The 21,491-nt window shown below is 30.8% G+C and carries 18 protein-coding genes and 1 other RNA gene; 10 read left to right on the forward strand and 9 right to left on the reverse strand.

Features of this window, described 5'->3' with window-relative positions:
- Positions 1 to 31 precede the first annotated feature (31 nt).
- Complete coding sequence (locus tag CSW08_RS17930) at positions 32 to 886, forward strand: glycosyltransferase family 2 protein (RefSeq protein WP_106661296.1); 855 nt, start codon at positions 32 to 34, stop codon at positions 884 to 886.
- A complete protein-coding gene (locus CSW08_RS17935) occupies positions 886 to 1,821 on the forward strand; it encodes a glycosyltransferase family 2 protein (protein ID WP_106661317.1) in 936 nt (311 codons plus the stop codon). Before CSW08_RS17930 ends, CSW08_RS17935 begins: the two co-directional genes overlap by 1 nt.
- A gap of 3 nt (positions 1,822 to 1,824) precedes the next feature.
- Here the strand turns inward: CSW08_RS17935 and CSW08_RS17940 are convergent, their stop codons facing one another.
- From CSW08_RS17940 to typA, 5 genes are all read right to left on the reverse strand, one after another.
- Positions 1,825 to 2,919 (reverse strand): glycosyltransferase, encoded by a 1,095-nt coding sequence (locus CSW08_RS17940; RefSeq protein ID WP_106661297.1) that lies wholly within the window; start codon positions 2,917 to 2,919, stop codon positions 1,825 to 1,827.
- Positions 2,920 to 2,921: 2 nt separating this feature from the next.
- Entirely contained in the window at positions 2,922 to 4,538 is a 1,617-nt protein-coding gene (locus tag CSW08_RS17945; protein WP_106661298.1) for a sulfatase-like hydrolase/transferase, read from the reverse strand.
- Between the two features lie 21 nt (positions 4,539 to 4,559).
- Positions 4,560 to 5,843 (reverse strand): O-antigen translocase, encoded by a 1,284-nt coding sequence (locus CSW08_RS17950; RefSeq protein WP_157831534.1) that lies wholly within the window; start codon positions 5,841 to 5,843, stop codon positions 4,560 to 4,562.
- Between the two features lie 23 nt (positions 5,844 to 5,866).
- On the reverse strand, positions 5,867 to 7,168 hold the full coding sequence (locus tag CSW08_RS17955) for an O-antigen translocase (RefSeq protein ID WP_106661300.1): 1,302 nt from the start codon (positions 7,166 to 7,168) through the stop codon (positions 5,867 to 5,869).
- A 391-nt stretch (positions 7,169 to 7,559) separates the two neighbouring features.
- Positions 7,560 to 9,359 carry a translational GTPase TypA gene (gene typA / locus CSW08_RS17960; RefSeq protein ID WP_106661301.1) on the reverse strand — a complete coding sequence of 600 codons (1,800 nt, stop codon included), beginning with the start codon at positions 9,357 to 9,359 and terminating at the stop codon, positions 7,560 to 7,562.
- A 591-nt stretch (positions 9,360 to 9,950) separates the two neighbouring features.
- On the opposite strand from typA, the gene kdsA reads away from it, so the two are divergent.
- A complete protein-coding gene (gene kdsA / locus CSW08_RS17970) occupies positions 9,951 to 10,772 on the forward strand; it encodes a 3-deoxy-8-phosphooctulonate synthase (protein WP_106661303.1) in 822 nt (273 codons plus the stop codon).
- Here the strand turns inward: kdsA and CSW08_RS17975 are convergent.
- Complete coding sequence (locus CSW08_RS17975; RefSeq protein ID WP_106661304.1) at positions 10,769 to 11,146, reverse strand: DUF1801 domain-containing protein; 378 nt, start codon at positions 11,144 to 11,146, stop codon at positions 10,769 to 10,771. The two genes, kdsA and CSW08_RS17975, sit on opposite strands and share 4 nt — an antisense overlap.
- A gap of 20 nt (positions 11,147 to 11,166) precedes the next feature.
- Positions 11,167 to 11,949, reverse strand: coding sequence for an SDR family NAD(P)-dependent oxidoreductase (locus CSW08_RS17980; protein WP_106661305.1), 783 nt, complete (start codon positions 11,947 to 11,949; stop codon positions 11,167 to 11,169).
- 191 nt (positions 11,950 to 12,140) lie between these two features.
- Between CSW08_RS17980 and CSW08_RS17985 the strand changes: the two genes are divergently transcribed.
- From CSW08_RS17985 to CSW08_RS18015, 7 genes are all read left to right on the forward strand, one after another.
- Positions 12,141 to 14,099 carry a TlpA family protein disulfide reductase gene (locus CSW08_RS17985; RefSeq protein WP_106661306.1) on the forward strand — a complete coding sequence of 653 codons (1,959 nt, stop codon included), beginning with the start codon at positions 12,141 to 12,143 and terminating at the stop codon, positions 14,097 to 14,099.
- A 134-nt stretch (positions 14,100 to 14,233) separates the two neighbouring features.
- Positions 14,234 to 14,842 (forward strand): hypothetical protein, encoded by a 609-nt coding sequence (locus tag CSW08_RS17990; RefSeq protein WP_106661307.1) that lies wholly within the window; start codon positions 14,234 to 14,236, stop codon positions 14,840 to 14,842.
- A 67-nt stretch (positions 14,843 to 14,909) separates the two neighbouring features.
- A complete protein-coding gene (locus tag CSW08_RS17995; RefSeq protein WP_106661308.1) occupies positions 14,910 to 15,203 on the forward strand; it encodes a winged helix-turn-helix domain-containing protein in 294 nt (97 codons plus the stop codon).
- 52 nt (positions 15,204 to 15,255) lie between these two features.
- A complete protein-coding gene (gene creD / locus CSW08_RS18000; protein WP_106661309.1) occupies positions 15,256 to 16,632 on the forward strand; it encodes a cell envelope integrity protein CreD in 1,377 nt (458 codons plus the stop codon).
- Positions 16,633 to 16,883: 251 nt separating this feature from the next.
- Positions 16,884 to 17,654: a DUF1206 domain-containing protein gene (locus CSW08_RS18005; RefSeq protein WP_106661310.1), complete on the forward strand. Its 771-nt coding sequence runs from the start codon at positions 16,884 to 16,886 to the stop codon at positions 17,652 to 17,654.
- A 378-nt stretch (positions 17,655 to 18,032) separates the two neighbouring features.
- Positions 18,033 to 18,425, forward strand: a transfer-messenger RNA (tmRNA) gene (ssrA, locus tag CSW08_RS18010).
- 365 nt (positions 18,426 to 18,790) lie between these two features.
- Entirely contained in the window at positions 18,791 to 19,180 is a 390-nt protein-coding gene (locus CSW08_RS18015) for a DUF4468 domain-containing protein (protein ID WP_262496569.1), read from the forward strand.
- 21 nt (positions 19,181 to 19,201) lie between these two features.
- Here CSW08_RS18015 and CSW08_RS18020 read toward each other — a convergent pair whose 3' ends face one another.
- A complete protein-coding gene (locus tag CSW08_RS18020) occupies positions 19,202 to 20,377 on the reverse strand; it encodes a sensor histidine kinase (protein ID WP_106661312.1) in 1,176 nt (391 codons plus the stop codon).
- Between the two features lie 104 nt (positions 20,378 to 20,481).
- Complete coding sequence (locus CSW08_RS18025; protein WP_106657880.1) at positions 20,482 to 21,387, reverse strand: IS982 family transposase; 906 nt, start codon at positions 21,385 to 21,387, stop codon at positions 20,482 to 20,484.
- Between the last annotated feature and the right edge of the window lie 104 nt (positions 21,388 to 21,491).

Consider the following 21,491-nt stretch of genomic DNA (forward strand, 5'->3'; position numbering starts at 1 on the left):
ACATTATAAAGATTATCCATAATTAGATTTAATGATTTCCATATTAATTCCGACATACAATTATAATGTTGTTCCTTTAGTTAGCGAATTACATGACCAATGCTTAAAGTGTGCTATAGAATTTGAAATATTGGTTTATGATGACGGTTCTAAATCCCAAATAAATTCTTTCAACAATACCATAAATAATATACAAAACTGTACTTTTAAAGAACTCCCAAATAACATTGGAAGAAGTTCCATTAGAAATTTACTAGCCAAGGATGCCAAATATAATTTATTGCTGTTTATTGATTCAGGGACGTTTCCAAAAGAAAAAAACTTTATAGAAAAATATATTGCTATCAAAAATGAAAAGGTTATTTGTGGAGGAATGACTTATTTAAAAAAAATTCCCAAAAAACCTTATAAACTACGATGGGTTTACACAAAAAAAAGAGAACGTAAAACCTTATGCTCTTCAAATTTCCTAATCAAGAAAAAAATATTCAAAGGCTATCCTTTTGATGAAAGTATCAAAAGCTATGGTTATGAAGATGTTTTATTTTTCAACACCTTAAAAAGGAACCAAATCCAAATCTGTTTTTTTAAAAACCAAGTTGTCCATAATTCAGACGATGATGCAAATACATTTTTAAAGAAAACAGAATATGCTATTGAAAATTTATCCCATTTAGTTGAGCAAGGCAAATTAACAAAGGAAGATTCTAAAGTATTTAAGTATTCTTTTTACATTGAAAAGCTAAATCTAGTTAGATTGGCGACTTTGGTTTTTAAAATTCTAAAAAAACCAATAGTTTTAAATTTAAATTCTAATTATCCATTTTTATTATTGTATGACATGTACCGAATAGGATATCTTTGTCAATTAAAAACAAAAAAATAATGCCTTTTTTTTCTGTTATAATTCCGCTATACAATAAAGAAGCTTATATTATTGATACTTTAAAAAGTGTCAGTAATCAATCCTTTCAAGATTTTGAAATTATTATAGTTGACGATGGCAGTACTGATAATAGTCTTCATTTAGTATCTCAATTTACAGACTCAAGAATACAAATAATTCGGCAAGAAAATAAAGGAGCTTCAGTTGCGAGAAATAATGGCATTCAATATTCTAAATCATTATACATAGCTTTGTTAGATGCAGATGACTTATGGTACGAGGATCATTTATTTGAATTAAAAAAATGTATTACTTTATTTAGAAATGCCGTTCTGTATTGTAATAATTATGAAATTAAAAGACATGACACTTTTAAAACTAATGCGGTATTTAATTTTAATTATAAAAAAAATTGTCTAATAATTGATGATTTTTTTAAAGCAAATATTATAAATTTCATCCCTTCTTCATCGTCTGTTGCTTTCTTAAAAACAAATTTTTTAAAATTAAACGGTTACAATATAAAATTAAGAACTGGTCAAGATATCGATTTATGGATAAAATTTGGGCTTCTTGGCGACATAGCATTCAATCCCAAAATTACAATGTCATATAATCTTTTTGACTCTTCAAGCCTATCTAACAAGGAATATAATGAGGATAGATATTGGTTAATTAATAATTATTTAAAAGAAGAAAAGTTTAACCCCTCTTTAAAAATGTATTTAGATGTGAATCGTTATGCCGTTGCATTAAGAAGTAAAATATACGGACCGCAATGGGTTTACGAAAACCTTGAGAAAGAAATCGAAAAATCGAATTTGAACAAAAAACAAAGATTTCTTTTAAAATTACCTGTTTTTTTATTGAAATTTATGAAAGGGTTACATCGGTTTTTAATTAAAAAGGGGGTTTACACAACTTCTTATTACTAATATTTAAACTTTGAAAAACAAGTTTTTCCAATCATTTGAGATATCGTCTAAAGAAAATTTATATATACTTTTTACTGCATTTTCCTTACAAAAGTCATGTATGTCAGAATCTTCTATAAATCTATTCATTCCTTTAGCTAAGGCTTCTTTGTTAAAATTCTCAACTAATAATCCATTATAACCGTTTGTTATAATTTCTTTAGGTCCCGCTTCACAATCAACCGATAAAACAGGAACCCTTAATGATAACGATTCTGGTATAACCATTGCAAACCCTTCAGATCGGCTTGTTAAAACTAAAAACTTAGCTTGTTTTACATATGGAAATGGATTTTTAACAAACGCCTTAAAAATCACATCATTATGTAAATGTAATTGGCTTGAATAAGATTGAATTAAATCTAAATCTGGGCCATCCCCTAGAATGAGTAATTTAATCTGTCTCTCATTAAGTCTTGAAATTTTATAAGCATCTAAAAGCAGTTTTAGGTTTTTTGATTTATCGTGTATTCTACCGTAAAAAATAATGTAATCTCCTATATTTAGTTTATTTTCTTCATTTGATTGTTTTGATATCTCATCAAAATCAAACGCATTATAAATTGTAGTCATCTGGTTTAGCCTGTACAAATTTTTAAACTTATCAGCTCCAATTTTAGAGACACATACCATGGCCTTGTTTTTATATAAAAAAGTGTTTAGCCATTTATATTTTGTAAATGCTAAAGATTCTTCAAACGAATGAATGACATAAATTGTGGGGAAATTATAAATAAACTTTGTGATTATAAATTCTCGATACGCTTGATTTCTTGGTCTGTTATCAACAATAAAATCAAATCTATTTTTATTGAGAAATTTTTTAAATGTTATCAGCCGTCTGATTCTACCAAAAGCAGAATCTTTATCATTTTTTAACACCCCTAAATTAAAATGAGTGCCTTTATGTGAATAAGCAACCCCAGAGTTAACCGTAACTATACAAACCTCAAAACCTAATTTATGGAAAATTATGGATTGTGTAGCCGAAGCCCTTTCTGCACCGCCATAATCCAAAGAGGTGCAAACAATACAAATTTTCTTTTTTAGAGTTTCCAATTTTATTGATTTTCATTCAAGTAAAAAGAAGTATCAAAATCGATATGGTTTTTTATGATTCTTTTTCTTTCTTTAAAATGTTCATTAAATATGCTTCGAGTAGAATCAATTTCATTACTCGTTACATTACACAAATCGGCAATTGAATGTATAACATCATCTGCCATGTACTTATTATTTAGATTTAAAGCAATTTGATTTTTTAATTTATAGCTATCGGACATCCAAAGAAGCATCGGTATTTCATACATGTTTTTGGTTACCCTTTGATCTACGGTTTGTCCAAAAAAATCAATTTCGTCATAAACTTCTTGTCCGTGATCCGAAAAATACATAACAAAACTATCACTATTCTGTTTTCTGGCCGTTTTTATAACCTCACCTAAAATACTATCCGTATACCGGATGGCGTTGTCATAGGCATTTATGGTTTTATAAACATCATCCCTTTTAAATTTTGTATTCGGTTTGTCTTTAAAATAATCAAATTCAGGTGGATAACGCTTTTCATAAAAAAAATGTTCTCCAATCATATGTAAAAAAACGACTTTCTTATCGCCTTCCTCTTGAACTATTTTATTTAACTCAGGAAGCAAAACTTCATCATAAGGTGTTTTTTCACTAGTATGTTTGATATTAAGAAATACAGATTTACTTGCTCCTTTGGCAATTTGAGTAACTTGGGTATCTGATACACCAACTGGTCTTTGATTTGAGATCCAATAGGTTCTAAAACCTGCTTGATTTAATAATTGAATTATTGAACCTTGATATTTCCCTTCGGGATTTTCAACGTTTCCAAGAGTAAGTCCTTTTGTTAATGAACCAATGGTGTAAGCATGTGGACTAATCACATCATTTAAAACTATAAGTTCATCTTTTATGTTGTTCAATAAAGGGGTTGTTTTTCTATAATAATTATATAATTGAAAATGTGCTTTACTGGCAGATTCTCCTATAACAATAATATATAGCTCTTTTTTATCCTTTGACTTAGCGTGTTTTACATTTGTAAAACTTCCTAGTTGGTTGTCTTCTCCATAAATTTTTAACTTATTTGTCTCCTGACAATAAGTAATGGGTGTTTTTATGGCTAAATAAGGAACATTATAAACAATTAGATTTGTAATTTTTAAAAAAACCAATATTAAAAAAATTAAAAGATAATTTAATTTATGTCCTTTTTTTATAATGCTTTGGCAGATACTTTTATCTATAATTTTTAAACCATAAATTATAATAAATATTGATAAACCAAATAAAAACAATATTGTTTTAGTAACGTATGACGTTAAAAACTCTCTTGTTTCAATACTATTGGTTTCCAGAATTACAAATATGGCCGAAGCACTAAAAATACTTTCAAAATGATAATAATAAAAAGTTTCAAAAAAGAGACATAGGTTAAAAATTATAAATCCCATTTTTAAAAAGAACTTTTTAAACGCCAAACTATTTATTAAAAATGAGAGTATAATAATTAAACAGGCAAATAGACCATTTTCAATAAGGTTATAAGTTCTTTCAATTGTTATGCTTTTTAAAAAAAGTTCAAATAAAAAAAAGGTAATTATAGGCAGTAAAAAAACCAGAAATATATTTACATTTTTTTTGTCCATATTTAAATATAAGGCATTAACCTAACTTTGTGCTTTTTCAAGAAATAATTTTTTTCGGAACACTATAATTAATAAAATAAAGTATAGAAAGTATGAAATAAAATAGGCGAAAGCCCCACCCACCAGCCCGTAACTTCTTAATAACAGAATAGTTGAAACATACATAACCGAAGCTAAAAACATATCAGTAAAAATATACCCTTTAATATCCCTATTAGCATAAAAGTTTGCCGCTAAAACAATACCAGAAATCCTAAACAAATCGCCAATTGTATACCATTTAAACAAAACTGTTGTAGGCAAAAATTCTTTAGAGTAAAATAACTGAATGATAAAGTCTTTTAGGATAAAAATTATAAATAATCCAATGACAAATAATGGTAAAATGGATTTATAAAATCGCCAAACAATACTTTTAAAATCACTGTCCTTTTCCGATAATTTTGGCAAAACCGAAAGTATAACCAACGAAGAAGCAAATAGTAAATAATTTTCTGAGATTCTTTTCATGGCTTCCCAAAAACCAGCTGCATCTTCACCTAATAAATCAATTATTTCACTTCTGATTAGTATAGAAATGAAAGGGAAAAGCATTAAAGAAAAAATGGTCATGATAGTGTAACCCACTAATTTTCTAAAATAATTATTTGAAAAAATGTTTAAATTAACCGTTGCATATGAAAAAGCATTTGGTTTAAACATTAAAATAGAAATTAATTGAAGTACATATACAAGGCTAATTCCAATTAAAGCACCTTTAGTATTATAAAAATAGGTAAGAATCACCAATATGATCATATTAAGAATGTACAGTGAAATGTTTATTTTAACAATATGGTTAGCATACCCAAGCCCATTAAGAAATGATAGAAAAAATACGCTAAACACACTTATAGGCATCAAAAAAGCTAAAATTTTAATTACCAAATTAAAGTCGTCATTTGGAAATAAATTTATATTAATGAAACTCGAAAAAAGGAATAAAAAAAAAGCCATTAAAATACTGGCAAATATCCCGATTAAATTGGCTGTACTAATAAATGTTTTTAATTCGTTAGGTTTCGATTTTAATTCCGCGGCATATCTAATGATGCCCCTTTGAAGCCCTAATGATGACATATTCGTCGTCATGTTAAAAAACTCCTTGTAGATACCAACAATCGCCAATCCTGAGGGTCCTAAAAAAAAAGCAAGGGCTTTTGAAGAAATAATACTTGCTAAAATTTTTATGGTAATGGAAACAGAATTAAAAAGCCCTAACTTGATTAAGTTATTATTTAATATGTTATTAAAAATCTTATTCAAGTTTTTGATTTTCAGATTGTTACTTAGTCTTCTTTATTTGTATCCACTCTAAAAATAGAGCTTCCAAATATCAATAAAATAATGGCATAATATACTAAATAACTAACAAAATGACCAATAACAGCTCCTTTAACACCATATAAATCAACAAAATAAATACTTGTAAGATATAGCATTACCAAAAAGAAAATCTCGGTGACTATATAATGCCAAAACATCTTTTTTGCTAAAAATTGATACACAATAACCATAGATAAAACCTTAAGAAGATCACCTAACAACTGCCATAAAAACAAATTTTCTACGGGTTCAAACTCTTTGGAAAATATAAATGCTACGATGTATGATCTTAAAAAATATATAACAAACAACCCTACAATAAATGAGGGCATCACTGCTTTATAAAAGCTAAACACTTCTTTCCTGAATTCCTTTATGCTATCAATCTCAGAAAACCTAGGCAATATATATACTGCCATTAAAGAGGTTACAAGCATTAAATAATATTTAGAAATACGAGTCATGGCCTCCCAAAAGCCCGCGTCTTTATACCCAACATTTTCTATAATGTACGATCGAATTACCAATGCAACAAGCGGAAGGATAACGGCAGAAAACATTGCCATGATAGAATAAGGGCCCATTTTTTTTAAAAAATCCCAACTAAATTGTTTTACCTGTATTAATGGTGCCAAACTTCTTCTATTTATTATTCCTACCAACGTGATTAAAAATATGATGGATTCTGCAATTACCACAGATATTAAAGCACCATCTATTTTGTTTTGATAAATTAAAAGAACAGCTATCGAAACCCCTAAAATTTGTCCGATAATATTTATAATGATGAGGATTTTATATTTTGAAAATCCGTTCATTATTGAAAACGAAAACATATTCAATGAATAAAATGGAAGTACAATAGCAAAAATTTTAATAATGTAAGCGTAATTATTATAGGTTGGGAAGATCAAGTTATTAATTAAATCCGCTTTAAAATAGCAAAAGAAGGATATTAGAATAGTGGAAATAAATCCAAAATAAAAAACCGTTGAAAGTGTTTTACTCAGGTTTTGTAAATCATCTTTAAATTTTGAAACGTACTTAACAACCCCGTTATAAAAGCCAAAAGTTGCTATAGCTTGTGCAGACCCTACAAAATTTCGCAAATTACCTATAAGTGCCAAACCTTCTGCTCCAATAAAAATAGCTATGGCTTTTGAAGTTAACATGCCTGCAATTATCCTGGTAATTACAGAAGCTGTTTTTAATGAAGTAATCTTTATTAAAACATTATTGTTTATATAATCTATTAATTTTTTCAATTAATAACAATTTACTTTTGGTTGCTTATTGGTTATTTTAATTCAATACAAAAAAAGATAGGTATAGATTTAAAAAGCTAAGAGGAATCAAATATACAAAATCAAATAACGTAGTACATGAGGTATTCGTATTTGTTAAATTTGTTTTAATTTATAAAATAGTTATCCCGTTATCTTATTGGACCAATAACGAGGATCAATACGCAAAATAGCCTAATTTACATTAATAATGGACTTAAGTTGGGCTGAAGCAAAACACCATAAAATAAAAATAGTAAACACCCAAGGGCATTTACTATTCTTAATATTTTAATATACTTAGTTGAAAAGAATCCTAAACGGTAGTCATGTATAAATAACCAATCCATTTAGGGTATCATTCCCGAAATTTTTACATGCCTTTGCTACGTTTTCTTTCTACCTCGGTTAAATAAATTTTACGCAATCTAATATGATTTGGTGTTACTTCAACGTACTCGTCTTTTTGTATATATTCCAAAGCTTCTTCTAGCGAAAATTTAATAGCGGGTACAATCTTAGCTTTATCATCTGCTCCAGATGAACGCACGTTACTTAACTTTTTGGTTTTAGTAACATTTACCGCCATATCATCGCCACGTGAGTTTTCCCCAATAACTTGTCCTTCATAAATATCTTCTCCTGGATCAATAAAAAACTTACCTCTTTCTTGTAATTTATCTATTGAATATGGAATGGCTTGACCTTTTTCCATAGAAACCAAAGATCCGTTTTGACGCTCTGGAATGCCGCCTTTAAGCGGTTGGTATTCTTTAAAGCGATGTGCCATAATGGCCTCTCCAGCCGTAGCCGTTAATAACTGATTACGCAATCCTATAATCCCTCTGGAAGGCATTAAAAACTGGCAAATCATACGTTCACCTTTAGCTTCCATACTGGTCATTTCACCTTTGCGTAGGCTTACCATTTCAATCGCTTTTCCAGATACCGATTCCGGTAAATCAATCGTCATTTCTTCAACTGGCTCACATTTAACGCCATCAATTTCCTTTATAATTACTTGTGGCTGACCAATTTGTAGTTCATAACCTTCACGTCTCATGGTTTCAATTAAAACAGATAAGTGCAATACACCACGTCCATAAACCATAAATTTATCGGCACTATCAGTTTCTTCAACCCTAAGAGCTAAGTTTTTTTCTAACTCTTTTTTCAAGCGATCTTTAATATGTCGAGATGTTACAAACTTACCATCTTTCCCGAAGAAAGGTGAATCGTTAATCGTAAACAACATACTCATGGTTGGCTCATCGATGGCAATGGTTTTCAAACCTTGAGGATTTTCAAAATCGGCAACTGTATCACCAATTTCAAAACCTTCCAAACCTACAAGTGCACAAATATCTCCTGTTTGAACTTCATCTACTTTCTTACGGCCTAAACCCTCAAAAATATGAACTTCTTTAATTCTTGACTTTACAATACTTCCATCCCTTTTTACCAAAGAAATGTTTTGCCCAGTTTTTAACCCGCCTCGGGTTAAACGCCCAATCGCGATACGTCCTGTAAACGAAGAAAAATCTAAGGATGTAATAAGCATTTGAGTTGTTCCTGCCTCAATTTTTGGTGCTGGAATATGCTCAATAACCATATCTAATAATGGTTCTATATTCGATGTTTGATTTCTCCAATCATCACTCATCCAATTATTCTTTGCCGAACCATAAACCGTTGGAAAATCTAACTGCCATTCTTCTGCACCCAATTCAAACATTAAATCGAAAACTTTTTCATGCACCTCTTCTGGTGTACAGTTTTCTTTATCCACTTTATTAATAACCACACATGGCTTTAAACCTAAATCTATCGCTTTTTGCAATACAAAACGTGTTTGTGGCATTGGGCCTTCAAAAGCATCTACCAATAATAAAACACCATCAGCCATGTTAAGCACACGCTCTACTTCACCACCAAAATCGGCGTGACCAGGCGTATCTATAATATTAATCTTGGTCTCTTTGTAAATTACTGAAACGTTTTTAGATGTAATTGTAATACCTCTTTCGCGCTCTAAATCGTTATTATCCAGAATTAAATCACCCGTATTTTCGTTGTCTCTAAACAGGTGACAATGGTACATAATTTTATCAACCAACGTGGTCTTACCGTGGTCTACGTGTGCAATAATTGCAATGTTTTTAATATTAGCCATATTGATGCCTTATTTTAAGCGTGCAAAGGTACGCTATATTTTATCATAACACATATTATATTTTGATATTTAGTTAATTAAATGTTATAGTTTTTTTTATTTAATAATATTAAAATTTTTGTTCCGTTAAATTGAATATCAACAATTTAGGTTATATTTAATCCTTTTTTATTAACACTAAAAAAAATTCAAAATGAAATCTCTCAATCATTTTTACAAATTTGTCCCGTACCTATATTTTATTTCAATTACTATTATTTGGTTTACCATTATTAATAAAACCAATGGCATTTCTGCATATCCCATTTTACTTTTTGGGATACCCTTTATATGGCAATTAATTAAACCCAGTAATAAATTGAATTTTGCCTTGGGCATTACTTTTGTGTGCGTTTCTTCATATTTGATTATAGCTTATATATCTGATTCCCTTGATATAATTCACTTATCATCGTCAACAAAAAACCTTCTTTTTCTTGGCGGCATTTTTATTCCGACAAATTTTATTATGTCGTTATGGATTTTTAGAAATAGTCTAAAAGGACATTTTTAATATGTATCTTTACTGCTGAAAATTTGAAATTTAAGCAGATGAATCTTCAAGACGTACCTAGACTAAACCATTTAAACGCTAGCAATTTCTTTTTGCTTTGTGGCCCTTGCGCCATTGAAGGCGAAGACATGGCTTTACGAATTGCCGAAAAAGTAGTGGCCATTACCAATAAGTTGGAAATACCTTATGTTTTTAAAGGAAGTTTTAAAAAAGCGAACCGTAGTCGAGTGGATAGTTTTACAGGTATTGGAGATGAAAAAGCTTTAAAAATCCTAAAAAAAGTATCAGATACTTTTGGCATACCTACAGTAACAGATATTCATGAAATTTCTGATGCGTATTTGGCTGCTCAATATGTGGATGTGTTGCAAATCCCTGCGTTTTTGGTACGCCAAACCGATTTGCTTGTAGCGGCTGCAGAAACTGGTAAAGTGGTTAATTTGAAGAAAGGACAATTTATGAGTCCAGAGGCCATGAAACATGCCGTACAAAAAATTAAAGATTCTGGAAATGAGAAGGCATGGATTACCGATAGAGGCACCATGTTTGGCTATCAAGATATGATCGTGGATTTTCGTGGCATACCAACCATGCGTCAATATGCTCCAACCATTTTGGATGTGACACACTCCTTACAACAACCAAATCAATCGAGCGGCGTTACAGGCGGCAGACCAGATATGATTGAAACTATTGCCCGGGCTGGTGTAGTAAATAATGTAGATGGTCTATTTATTGAAACCCATTTCGATCCGGCCAACGCGAAAAGTGATGGTGCCAATATGTTGCATTTAGATCTTTTGGAAAAACTATTAACCAACCTGGTAACCATTAGAAAAACCGTAAATGGACTTGGTTAAATAAACCACGCTTTTTTACTTCTACTTAATAAAGCTGACGCTTCGCACAGTAGTTGCACAAAATCATCATGATCTAAATCCTCCAACGTTTTTAATTTAATAGAGCGGACTTGTTTACGTTTGTTATCATTCTTTAAAATCGGGAACTGCTTTTCCAAGAATATCCCTTGAATAAAAGCGACATCTACAAAGTTTGTGCCTTTCAAAATATTCAAATAAATCATAGGTTTTTTATAGCAATTATAAAACGGGATTTTATAACTATACCGTTCTTCAACTTCTGGTAGTGTATTTAAAATAATGCTTCTTACATAAAGCATGATGGATTGGTATGGCTCTTTTTGATTAAGAAAATAGTGCTCTACGGGTTTCACAGTAAAACGTATTTAAATTATTATTTATTTCTATTCTTCTCTTGTATATTTCTAACAATTTTTGCCGCCATAGCCCTAGAAACAAAACGATGTATGGTTGCTAAAAATTTATTTAAAATGCCAGGAATGGCAACGATTTTTCCTTTTTTCATGGATTTATAACCATAAGCCGCTACAGATTTAGCCGAAGCCATATTAAATGTTATTTTGTTGGTATTGGCATCTGCCGAAACTGTTTTTTGAAACCCTGTTTCTGTTGGCCCAGGGCATAATGCCGTTACAGTAACTCCTGTTCCATTCAACTCATTAGAAATAGCTTCAGAAAATGATAGCATATAACCTTTGGAAGCGTAATAAATGGCCATTAAAGGGCCTGGTTGGAAAGCAGCTAAAGACGATATATTCAATATTTTTCCAGAACCTCTTTTTACCATCCCTTCCAACACAAGCTTCGTTAAATGGGTTGTTGTTAATATGTGTACGTGTAACATTTCAGACTCACGTTCCCAATCTGTATCTACAAACGAGCCAAACAAACCAAAGCCTGCATTATTGATTAAAACATCAATAGGTTCATTTTTGATATCATGTAAAATAGCTTCTGCAATATTCTTAATACCTAAATCTTTAACCAAAGTAACAACCTCAACGCTAAATTTCATTTCCAGTTCTGCCTTTACGTTGGCTAAACTTTCAGCATCAATATCTACCAAAATTAATTTAAAAGAATCTTTTGCCAGGAGAGTAGCCAACTCATAACCTAAACCAGAAGCCGCTCCTGTTACTAAAGCCGTTTTTGTCATAAAATTAAATTATAGTGAGATAAAAAGCATAGCTGCAAAATTATTCCTTTACATCCACATAAGCACTTCAATTTAAAAAAAAACAATTCTTCATAGATATTGAGTCCCACTAAAATAATATGTTAAATTTTCTTACTTTTATTTTTTTTTGATTACATTGAAGACTTATTCATCAATCTAAACTATTTATTATGAAAACATTACATTTACCAACCGCCACTTTATTAGTAATATTACTAGTGACATCGTGCCAAACGCAAAAGGAAGATTTGGGATTAGATATTGGCGAACTTCATATTTCCAAAACATTTCCAAAACCAGGCGATTCTTTAAAATTAAGTTATTCCCTTGATAAAAATTCTTTAGAGGATGACAATGAATTTCAATCGCTTTTCTATTATCTAGTGGATGGAAATATGTACCCAGAAGATATAAACTTAAAAAAAGGGGACAACGAAAACTGGGAAGGTTATATAAAAATACCAGATTCTGCAAAGGCATTGGCATTTAATTTTAAATCTGGAGAAACTTATTATAACAATAAAAATAACGGCTACACGGTCTTACTTTATGATGAAAACCAAAAGCAGGTTTCAGGAAGCAATGCTAGCCTAGGGGCTTACTATTTAAGATTTGGTGATGCCCATGGCATAAAAACAGATAAACAAAAAATAATTTCATTACTTAAAACGGATATCCATGAGTATCCAGAAGTAAAAGAAAACCTTGACATCATGTATTTAAATTTACTAAATACCGAGGATAAAGTTTCAGGGAAGATATTAATCAATGAAGAAATAGACAAACTTAATAGCAAACCAGAACTAACCGAAAAAGAATATTCTAAACTTACCAATTTATATAGCATCCTAAAAGAAAGAAAAAAAGCCGATTCTATAAATGAGATAGCTGCTGCAAAATTTCCCAACGGAAATGCTGCGAACAATAAATTCATCAATTCATTTTTTCAAGAAAAAGATTTAAAAAAAATGGTCTCACTTTTTGAAGCGTTTTCAGCTAAAGCAAAAAGCAAAAATGATATAAATTCAAAAGAATATATGGCAAGAATAATTGCCAATAAACACTTTGAGAATAAAGATTTAGATAGTTTTTTTAAATATTCAAATCAAATTTCCCACAAGCCCAGTCTTGCTATGTTCTATAACAATTTAGCATGGGATTTGGCTTTAAAAAATAAAGAATTAAATTTTGCTTCTAAAATTTCAAAAGAATCTTTGGATCTAATAAAAGAATCAGAAAAAAATCCTTTTATAACCGAAAGTCAACATAAAAAAAACATAGATTCCAATTATTTTATGTTTGCTGACACTTATGCTTTCATATTGTTCAAACAAGGAAAAATTGAAGAAGCCATAACATATCAGGAACCTGTAGCCTATTCCATAAAAAAAGGAAAAGGTGACAATGGGGTTATTGAAAGATATGTGGAATTTTTAATAGCAAATAAACAATATGATGATGTAGAAACCAAAGCCGCTGGTTTTATAAAAGATGGTAATGGCTCAGCCAAAACTAAAGAATACCTAAAACAAGCCTATGTTGCCAATAAAGGTTCTGACGAAGGCTTTAATGATTATTTAAACGATTTGGAAAAAGTAGCAGAGGAAATCATAATTGCAGAATTAAGAAAAAAAATGATTGATGAAGAAGCTCCCGATTTCACCTTGACAAACCTAAACAATGAAGAAGTAACATTATCAAGTTTAAAAGGCAAAACGGTGATATTAGACTTCTGGGCTACATGGTGCGGGCCTTGTATTACGTCGTTTCCAGCCATGCAAACTGCAGTAAACAAATACAAAGACAATCCAAATGTGGTATTTCTGTTTGTTGATACTTGGGAAAATGGAACTGCAGAAGAAAATAATAAAAATGTGACTGATTTTATCAAAAAAAACAAATATTCATTTAATGTCTTATTTGACACAAAAACTTCTGATGAACCAGGCAGCCCATATAAAGTCGTAGAAGATTATAAGGTGAATGGTATCCCAACAAAATTTGTAATAGGTACAGATGGTAAAATAAAATTCAAATCTGTTGGTTTTGGAGGAAGTATTGATGGCTTAGTTTCCGAATTGGATCAAATGATTAAATTTAGCCAATCTTTTGAACCATTGAAAACTTAATTAAAATCATTTATTTAATTCTTGCTAAAAGTATATTTAAAAAAGCAATCCTTTTTAGATTGCTTTTTTTATTACAAGATAAATTATTTTATTTCAATTAAATTTATTTACTTTGCATTTCAAAGTACTTTATAATGGAATCAAAAGATTATCTAAAAGACCTTAGCGAGATTAAAGATTTAATGAACAAATCGTCTCGCTTTATTTCATTGAGTGGTTTATCGGGGATATTAGCTGGAACTTATGCCATCACTGGAGCCGCTATCGCCTATTGGTTAGTATCCACTTCCAACAGAGACTATTTAATACTTGATGGATACATATTTAGACTGTGTGTCTTGATATTGGTTTTAGTTGCTTTACTAAGCATTATTACAGGTATTTATTTAACCACAAAAAAAGCAAAGAAAAATGGAACAAAAATTTGGGACGCTACATCCAAACGGTTAATTGTTAATTTCTTAATTCCGTTAATAGTTGGCGGACTTTATATATTAATAATTTTAGACCAACAAAAATATGGCCAAGCCGGAGCCTTAATGCTTATATTTTATGGTTTGGCTTTGGTTAATGCTTCAAAATACAGCATCGGCGATATTAGATATTTAGGTTATATCCAACTGATTTTAGGTTTAATTACGGCTATGTTTCCAGGATATGGCTTTTGGTTTTGGGTTATTGGTTTTGGACTCATGCATATTATTTATGGAACTTGGATGCATTTTAAGTATGATGTTAATTAGAAAATGGTTTCTAGTAATAATTTCAGGTAATTAAACAAATAAACGCATCCACAATTAAACATTCATTTTGAGCATTATTAACAACATAAACAAAGTATTCGATCACCGTATTAGATTAGGCATTATGTCTATTTTAATGGTGAATGAATACGCTGATTTTAACATGTTAAAAGAATTATTGGAAGTCACAGATGGTAATTTGGCAAGTCATACCAAAGCATTGGAAACTGCGGACTATATAAAAGTAGAAAAACAATTTATTGGCAGAAAACCAAACACACGTTATAGTTGCACTAAACTAGGTGAATTGGAATTTAAAAAACATATTGACGCACTCGAAAAAATAATCAATAAACACTAACATTTTTTTTAATCTTTTACTTTGTATTTCAAAGTACTTTAAAATCACAAACATGGAAAACACAAACACACCACAGCAAAACAAATTTGGAACTTGGCTAAAAACATCTATCACCGCAAGAATGCTTATGGTAGGATTCTTAATTATTATTTTACTTATACCATTGTCTTTTATTGAAAATCTTATACGAGAACGTTCTTTAAGAAAAGAAACTGCATTAAATGAAATAAATCAACAATGGGGCAATGAATTACTTATTTATGGGCCTATTCTTGAAATTCCATACAAAACCTTTAAAGAGAAAACAGTTACCGATATAACAACAAAAAGCGTTTACAACGAAACCATTGAAAACATTGAGTATGCTTATTTTTTTCCGGAAAACTTAAAAATAAATTCAACCATAAACCCCGAAGAAAAAAAACGCGGTATTTATGGAACTGCCGTTTACAACAGCACTATAAAAATTAATGGAGCTTTTAGAAATCCCGATTTTAATAATCTTGAAATTGATTCAAAACATGTAGTTTGGGACAAAGTGAAATTAATTATTCAATCTTCCAATGTTAAGGGCGTTTATGGTGCCGAAGTTTCATTTCAAAACAAAAACTACCCAATAACATCTAAATACAATAAATCGAAAATTAACAATCCACTACAGTTAACATTACATACCCTGGAGACCAAAAATCTTGACAACATCGATACTTCTAACCTTAATAATATGTCTTTTAACATAGATTTAAAAATTAAGGGAAGTGAACAAATACGTTTTATACCCGTTGGAAAAACTACGGAAGCCGAAATAACATCAAATTGGAAAACAGCTAACTTCATTGGGGAATTTTTACCTTACAATGATGATAAAATAAATGAAAATGGTTTTGATGCCAAATGGAAAATCCTTGAACTTAACAGGCCTTTTTCCCAAGAATATAAAAACGCCATCCCCGATTTAACCGAATTTGCTTCAGGTGTCAATTTTATGATTCCGGTTGACGAATACCAAAAAAGCGAACGCTCTGCCAAATATGGTTTTCTGGTAATAGCGTTAACCTTTTTAATTTTCTTTTTAATCCAAACATTAAGCAAGATAGATATACATCCATTCCAGTATTTAATGATTGGACTGGCACTCACTATGTTCTACACACTATTAGTTTCCATATCGGAGCATAGCAATTTTTTAAAAGCTTATTTAATAGCTGGTATTTCGGTCATTATTCTAATCACATTATATTCAAAATCAATTTTAAAAACGTTTAAGTTCCCCTTATTTATTGGGCTTTCCTTAACCGCTTTATACATATTTATTTATGTAATAATACAGTTGGAAAATTACGCCCTTTTAGTAGGCAGTATCGGACTGTTCTTAATCTTAGCGATTGTTATGTATGTATCCAGAAAAATAGACTGGAATAACGGTTAATTTGGTTAGTGATGTGTTTGCCTCACTCCGATTCTCTTGTTAGATACGAGTGAGGTTTAACACTAATTTTAAAAGATAAACTATGTTTAATTTTAAGGACAATGTCACTATTAAAAACCCATCTTACTAAAACAAGTAACTTTTTAAACTAAAAAATGACATTTGGTGTAAATAAGCTAAAGTCTGTATTTATTAAGCTAAGTTTATTTCTGCTATTTGCTTTAATTTGAGAAATATAAGTAGCTAGTATCATGGGTTCAAAAAAAGAAATACTATCAAGAATCGGAATGGCTTCCAAAGGCATTGTATATTTATTAATAGGAATTCTTACTGCACTTGCTGCTTTTGGAAAAGGTGGCAACAAGACAAGTAGTAAAGGTGCTTTAAAATTTCTTGCAGAACAACCTTACGGAAAAGTTCTGCTGTTGATTATAGGAATTGGCCTGGCTGGTTACTTATTCTATAGATTATATCAAGCCTTTGCTAACTTAAAAAATCATGAGAATAATTTTAAAGGTTATATTATGAGAGGAAGTTATATTATTAGTGGTTTAGTATATGGTTTTCTATCATTCACTGCTTTTAAGATGATGATGGAAAGCTCAAGTAATAATTCAAATTGGCTAGCCAATATTCTAAATTCAGACTATGGAAATATTATAGCTATTATAATTGCTATAGCTATTTTAGGAAAGGCTTTATATGAATTTTATTCAGCATACTCAGGGAAATTTAAAGATGAAGTATCCCATACGAACATTAGCTATCAAGCTAAAAAAGTATTAACTAAAGTTGGAAAAGTTGGGTTTACGTCTAGAGGAATCGTGGCTACTATACTTGCCTTTTTATTTTTCAAAGCTAGTTTGCAAAACTCAAACAGTGATATTGACAGAACCGATGCTTTTAATTTCTTGCAGAATGAATTTGGATCAATAGTGCTAGCATTAGTTGCTATTGGTGTTGCAATTTATGGTGTATTTATGTTGATAAAATCAAAATATCCGGATATCAATTTAAATTAGTGTATCTGTATTGAAAAAATGTTTAAAAAGAACCATAAATAACTGACGTCATATGATATAACTCCCTTTTGTTGTTCAATGAGTCTATCAATATTCAATTATTATTTCTAATTACAAAACGGAATAATTTTTGTTGAATTACATATACAGCAAATTCTGAAAGTTTTTGGTATCTTTGCTGCCCGCGTTAAGGATAGAGGCATTTGTTGGAGCTCCTTGCAAAGAGCGACTGCCGAAAGCCTGACCCTTAAGGGTAACGCTAAAATTATTGATGAGTTCCTGAAATCGAAGATTCATGAATACTTAAAATAAGATTTTATGAATAAATAAATTCAGGATTAATTCAATGACGTAAATTAAAATTTACTATTTCATTAAGGGGTCGACTGGTTTTGACAGCGAGATTAATTGGATGGTAAGCACGTCGTGTAATGACTTTGAAACACGTTAAAGACTAGGTCAAAATTTAAACGGCGAGAATAACTACGCTTTAGCTGCTTAATCTGAATAAAGTAAGATAAGCCTCGGCACACCAGGTGTGCAAGCTAAATGTCTCCTGAAAGCCTTGGTTAACGGCGTTCTTTTGTGAGGCATCGTAAAAGTTAACATAGATTGTGTGGTGCTTTGACACACTTTTGAAATTAAAAAGCTAAGTTATAAATAGGTTGTCTTTAACCAGTTTATAATCGAAAAAACAAGAAAAGAATAAACGTGTAGAAAGCCTTTTGGTTACTTGTTTGGACGAGAGTTCGATTCTCTCCGACTCCACTTAAAAAAACCTCTACTATTTGATATTTAATAAGTTGAGGTTTTTTATTTTAGTTAATTGTACGATTTATGTACGATAGGAATATTTTAGGCATTATTTAATACAATTATCAATATAAAAAAAGATTGTTTTTATAAGTACATTCGGTACATTCTATACATTAATTAAATTTAATTAATTAATTCTTAAATTGAAAAAAACTGATTAATCAAATATTTGTAAATATTATCTTAATGTTTTTATACATTTGATTAAACTTGTTAAATGAGAATAGAGGTTTATAAAATCTTTAACCCTATTAGTTTGTGCGATAAGTTTAAATATTTTTGCGCAAAGCTATAATTCCAAAATAAATGGTAAAACACAAATTTTTGAGTTTGACAGTATTCTAAAAAATGACATCCACTCCAAATTAATGTCTTGGGTAGCTATAAATTACAAATCTGCCAACGATGTTGTCCAATTAAATACTGCTGATAAAATTATTGTAAAGGGCAATTTTACTGTAAATTCTAATTTTCCTACTATTTCAATATTAAATACGATTAATTACTACCCTGTAAACATCTCATTTAATCATACCTTAATAATATACATCAAAGACAATAGGTTTAAAGTTGACATTTCCTTTCCTGAAAAAACTAAAGTAATTACATTGTCAGATACTGATTATTTTTATGATATAAATCAGTATAATTTAGATAACATCTTTACTATTTATAATATGTGGGCTACTTTACATGGATATCTATGTTAGAGAAAGTGGGGTGCCCTAAATTTACTCTGGATAGACCTTCTTTTCAGGTCTTAAAAATACTGAAAAAAGGGAGCCCTCTCCTGTTTTACTAGACACTTCTATTTTTCCACCCCTGTTTTCCACCATTCTTTTTACAATAAATAAGCCTAAGCCCGATCCTTCAATAGTGGTGTTAATACGGAAGTGCTTATTGAATAATTCAGGAATGTATTTTGCTTCGATTCCACAGCTGGTATCTTCAACCTCGAGCAGAATTCCTTCAGAAGTCGCTTTGGTGCGCACAGTAATTTTTAATGGTCGATCAGGATCTCTGTATTTTATTCCATTAGAGATAAGGTTAAACAAGATACTTCTAATTTCCTTTCTTGGATATTGAATGTTTTTGATGTCTAAATCAAGGTTTAACTTGGTTCCTGTGGAATTGATAAGATCACTCAGGTCGTTTTTAATTTCGCTGATTAGAATGTAAAAGTCCACATTATGCATTCCATGGTTTTCTTTTGCTGTTTTAACCATTAAGGTCATATCATTGAGGACATCCTTGAAGCGACTTACAGATTGGCCAATCATTTGGAGTATTTCAACCTGATCCGGATCACTTTCTTCAGAAGGATCCAGAAGATCTATAAGTCCTTCCAGATTGTTCAAAGGTACTTTTAGATCATGAGATGCGGAATAAACAAAGGTATCCAATTCCAGATTGACCCTTCCTAACTCCTCAATAGAATGGTTCAAATCCTGGTTTGAAATACGTAGTTCTTCTTTAGTTCGTTCGAGCTCGTCCAGAACTTCTCTCTGTTCCTGAATATCTGTACACGTACCAAACCACTTGAGAATTTTACCGGTTTCATCTTTAAGGGGTTGGGCACGGGCGAGAAACCAGCTGTAAGTTCCATCAAATTTTCTCATCCTGTATTCAATCTGATAAAGGGCTCCTGTGTCAAGGGAATGCTGCCACACCTTCCAGGTCCTTTCAAAGTCGTCTGGGTGAAGTACAAGGGACCAGCCTTTATCTTTTGTGTCTTTATAGGAGAGACCGGTAAAATCATACCACCGTTGGTTATAAAAGTCATGATAGCCATCAGGTTGTGTGGCCCAAACCATTTGTGGCATAAGGTCAATAACAAATTTAAATTCCCTGGCCATTTGTTCAAGTGAATTTGCTGGGTTAGCATACTCTTGGGTTACAGATTTCATTAGCGTACAAGTTAAAATTAAAAGTTTATTAGCTCCAACGGATCAGATAAACTGTAAAAAGAAATAGGGTTATAATTTATATATTTAACGTGAGTTCGATGTAATTATAAAGTTAAATACAGTTGCTTTGTATCGACGAAGTTGTTTTTTAAAGAAGGTTTTCTATCTTTAAAATTATAGGCAATAAGTGAGGCAAAAATATTATTGAAGTAGTTGGTTACGCTTCTATGTCTAGAATGTTCAACTTGGCAAATGTTCTTGAGTTGGTCAAAAATAGTTTCGATAATGGCCCTTTTTCTTAAATGATAAGCATCTTGCACAGGGGTCAATAGTTTTGTTTTCATGTTCTTTTTAAGCTTGGTTACCAGATGCACTCCATTATAGAACAACTCAGTAAATAGATCTTTGGAGATGTAGCCTTTGTCACCAAAGAGCTTCCCAAACAGCTTTTTAACAAAGGCTTTGAAGCGTAAAGGTTTTCTATCATCCACATTGCCTTTAGTTATCATAAAATCAATGATACCGCCTTGGTCATTGGTGATTATGTGCAATTTGAAACCATAGAACCAACCCAGGGAACATTGTCCCCTTTGTGCCAAATCCTTGAATACCCTATGTTGGTTAATTCTTCGCTTGTCACAAACCCTTAGGGGCGTAGAATCTATAAAACTAATCCCCGTACAATTTGCCAATCCACAAACTTTGAGGTAAATAGCCAGGGGCATAAAGCTTTGCCCTTTGAGTTCCACCATACGATTATAGGATACCAGGTTTGGAAAATAACTGGTTAGATGTTTTGAGACATAGCCTATATAAAAATCCTTGAAGGTTTTATACCCGGATAAATGGAAAAGCACTTGAATGGTCATTACTTCAGAGAGGCCCATTTTTGAAGCTCTGGTGCGCTTTTTTCCATTGGCCAGTAGGCTTTTTTGCCAAAAAGGGACAAATTCAAGACAAAAATCATCAATAGAACAGAAAATTTCAGTAATTTTAGAATCGGAAATCATAGCGAAATATTTAGTTATATAATTGAAATTCAGAACTTTAATTTACTAAATTTTTCGCTTTTTTATTATAAATAAATCAACTTTTTTACGTCGAACTCACGTTA

It is taken from the genome of Confluentibacter flavum, from assembly GCF_002843175.1.
In the GTDB taxonomy this organism is placed as follows: Bacteria; Bacteroidota; Bacteroidia; order Flavobacteriales; family Flavobacteriaceae; genus Confluentibacter; species Confluentibacter flavum.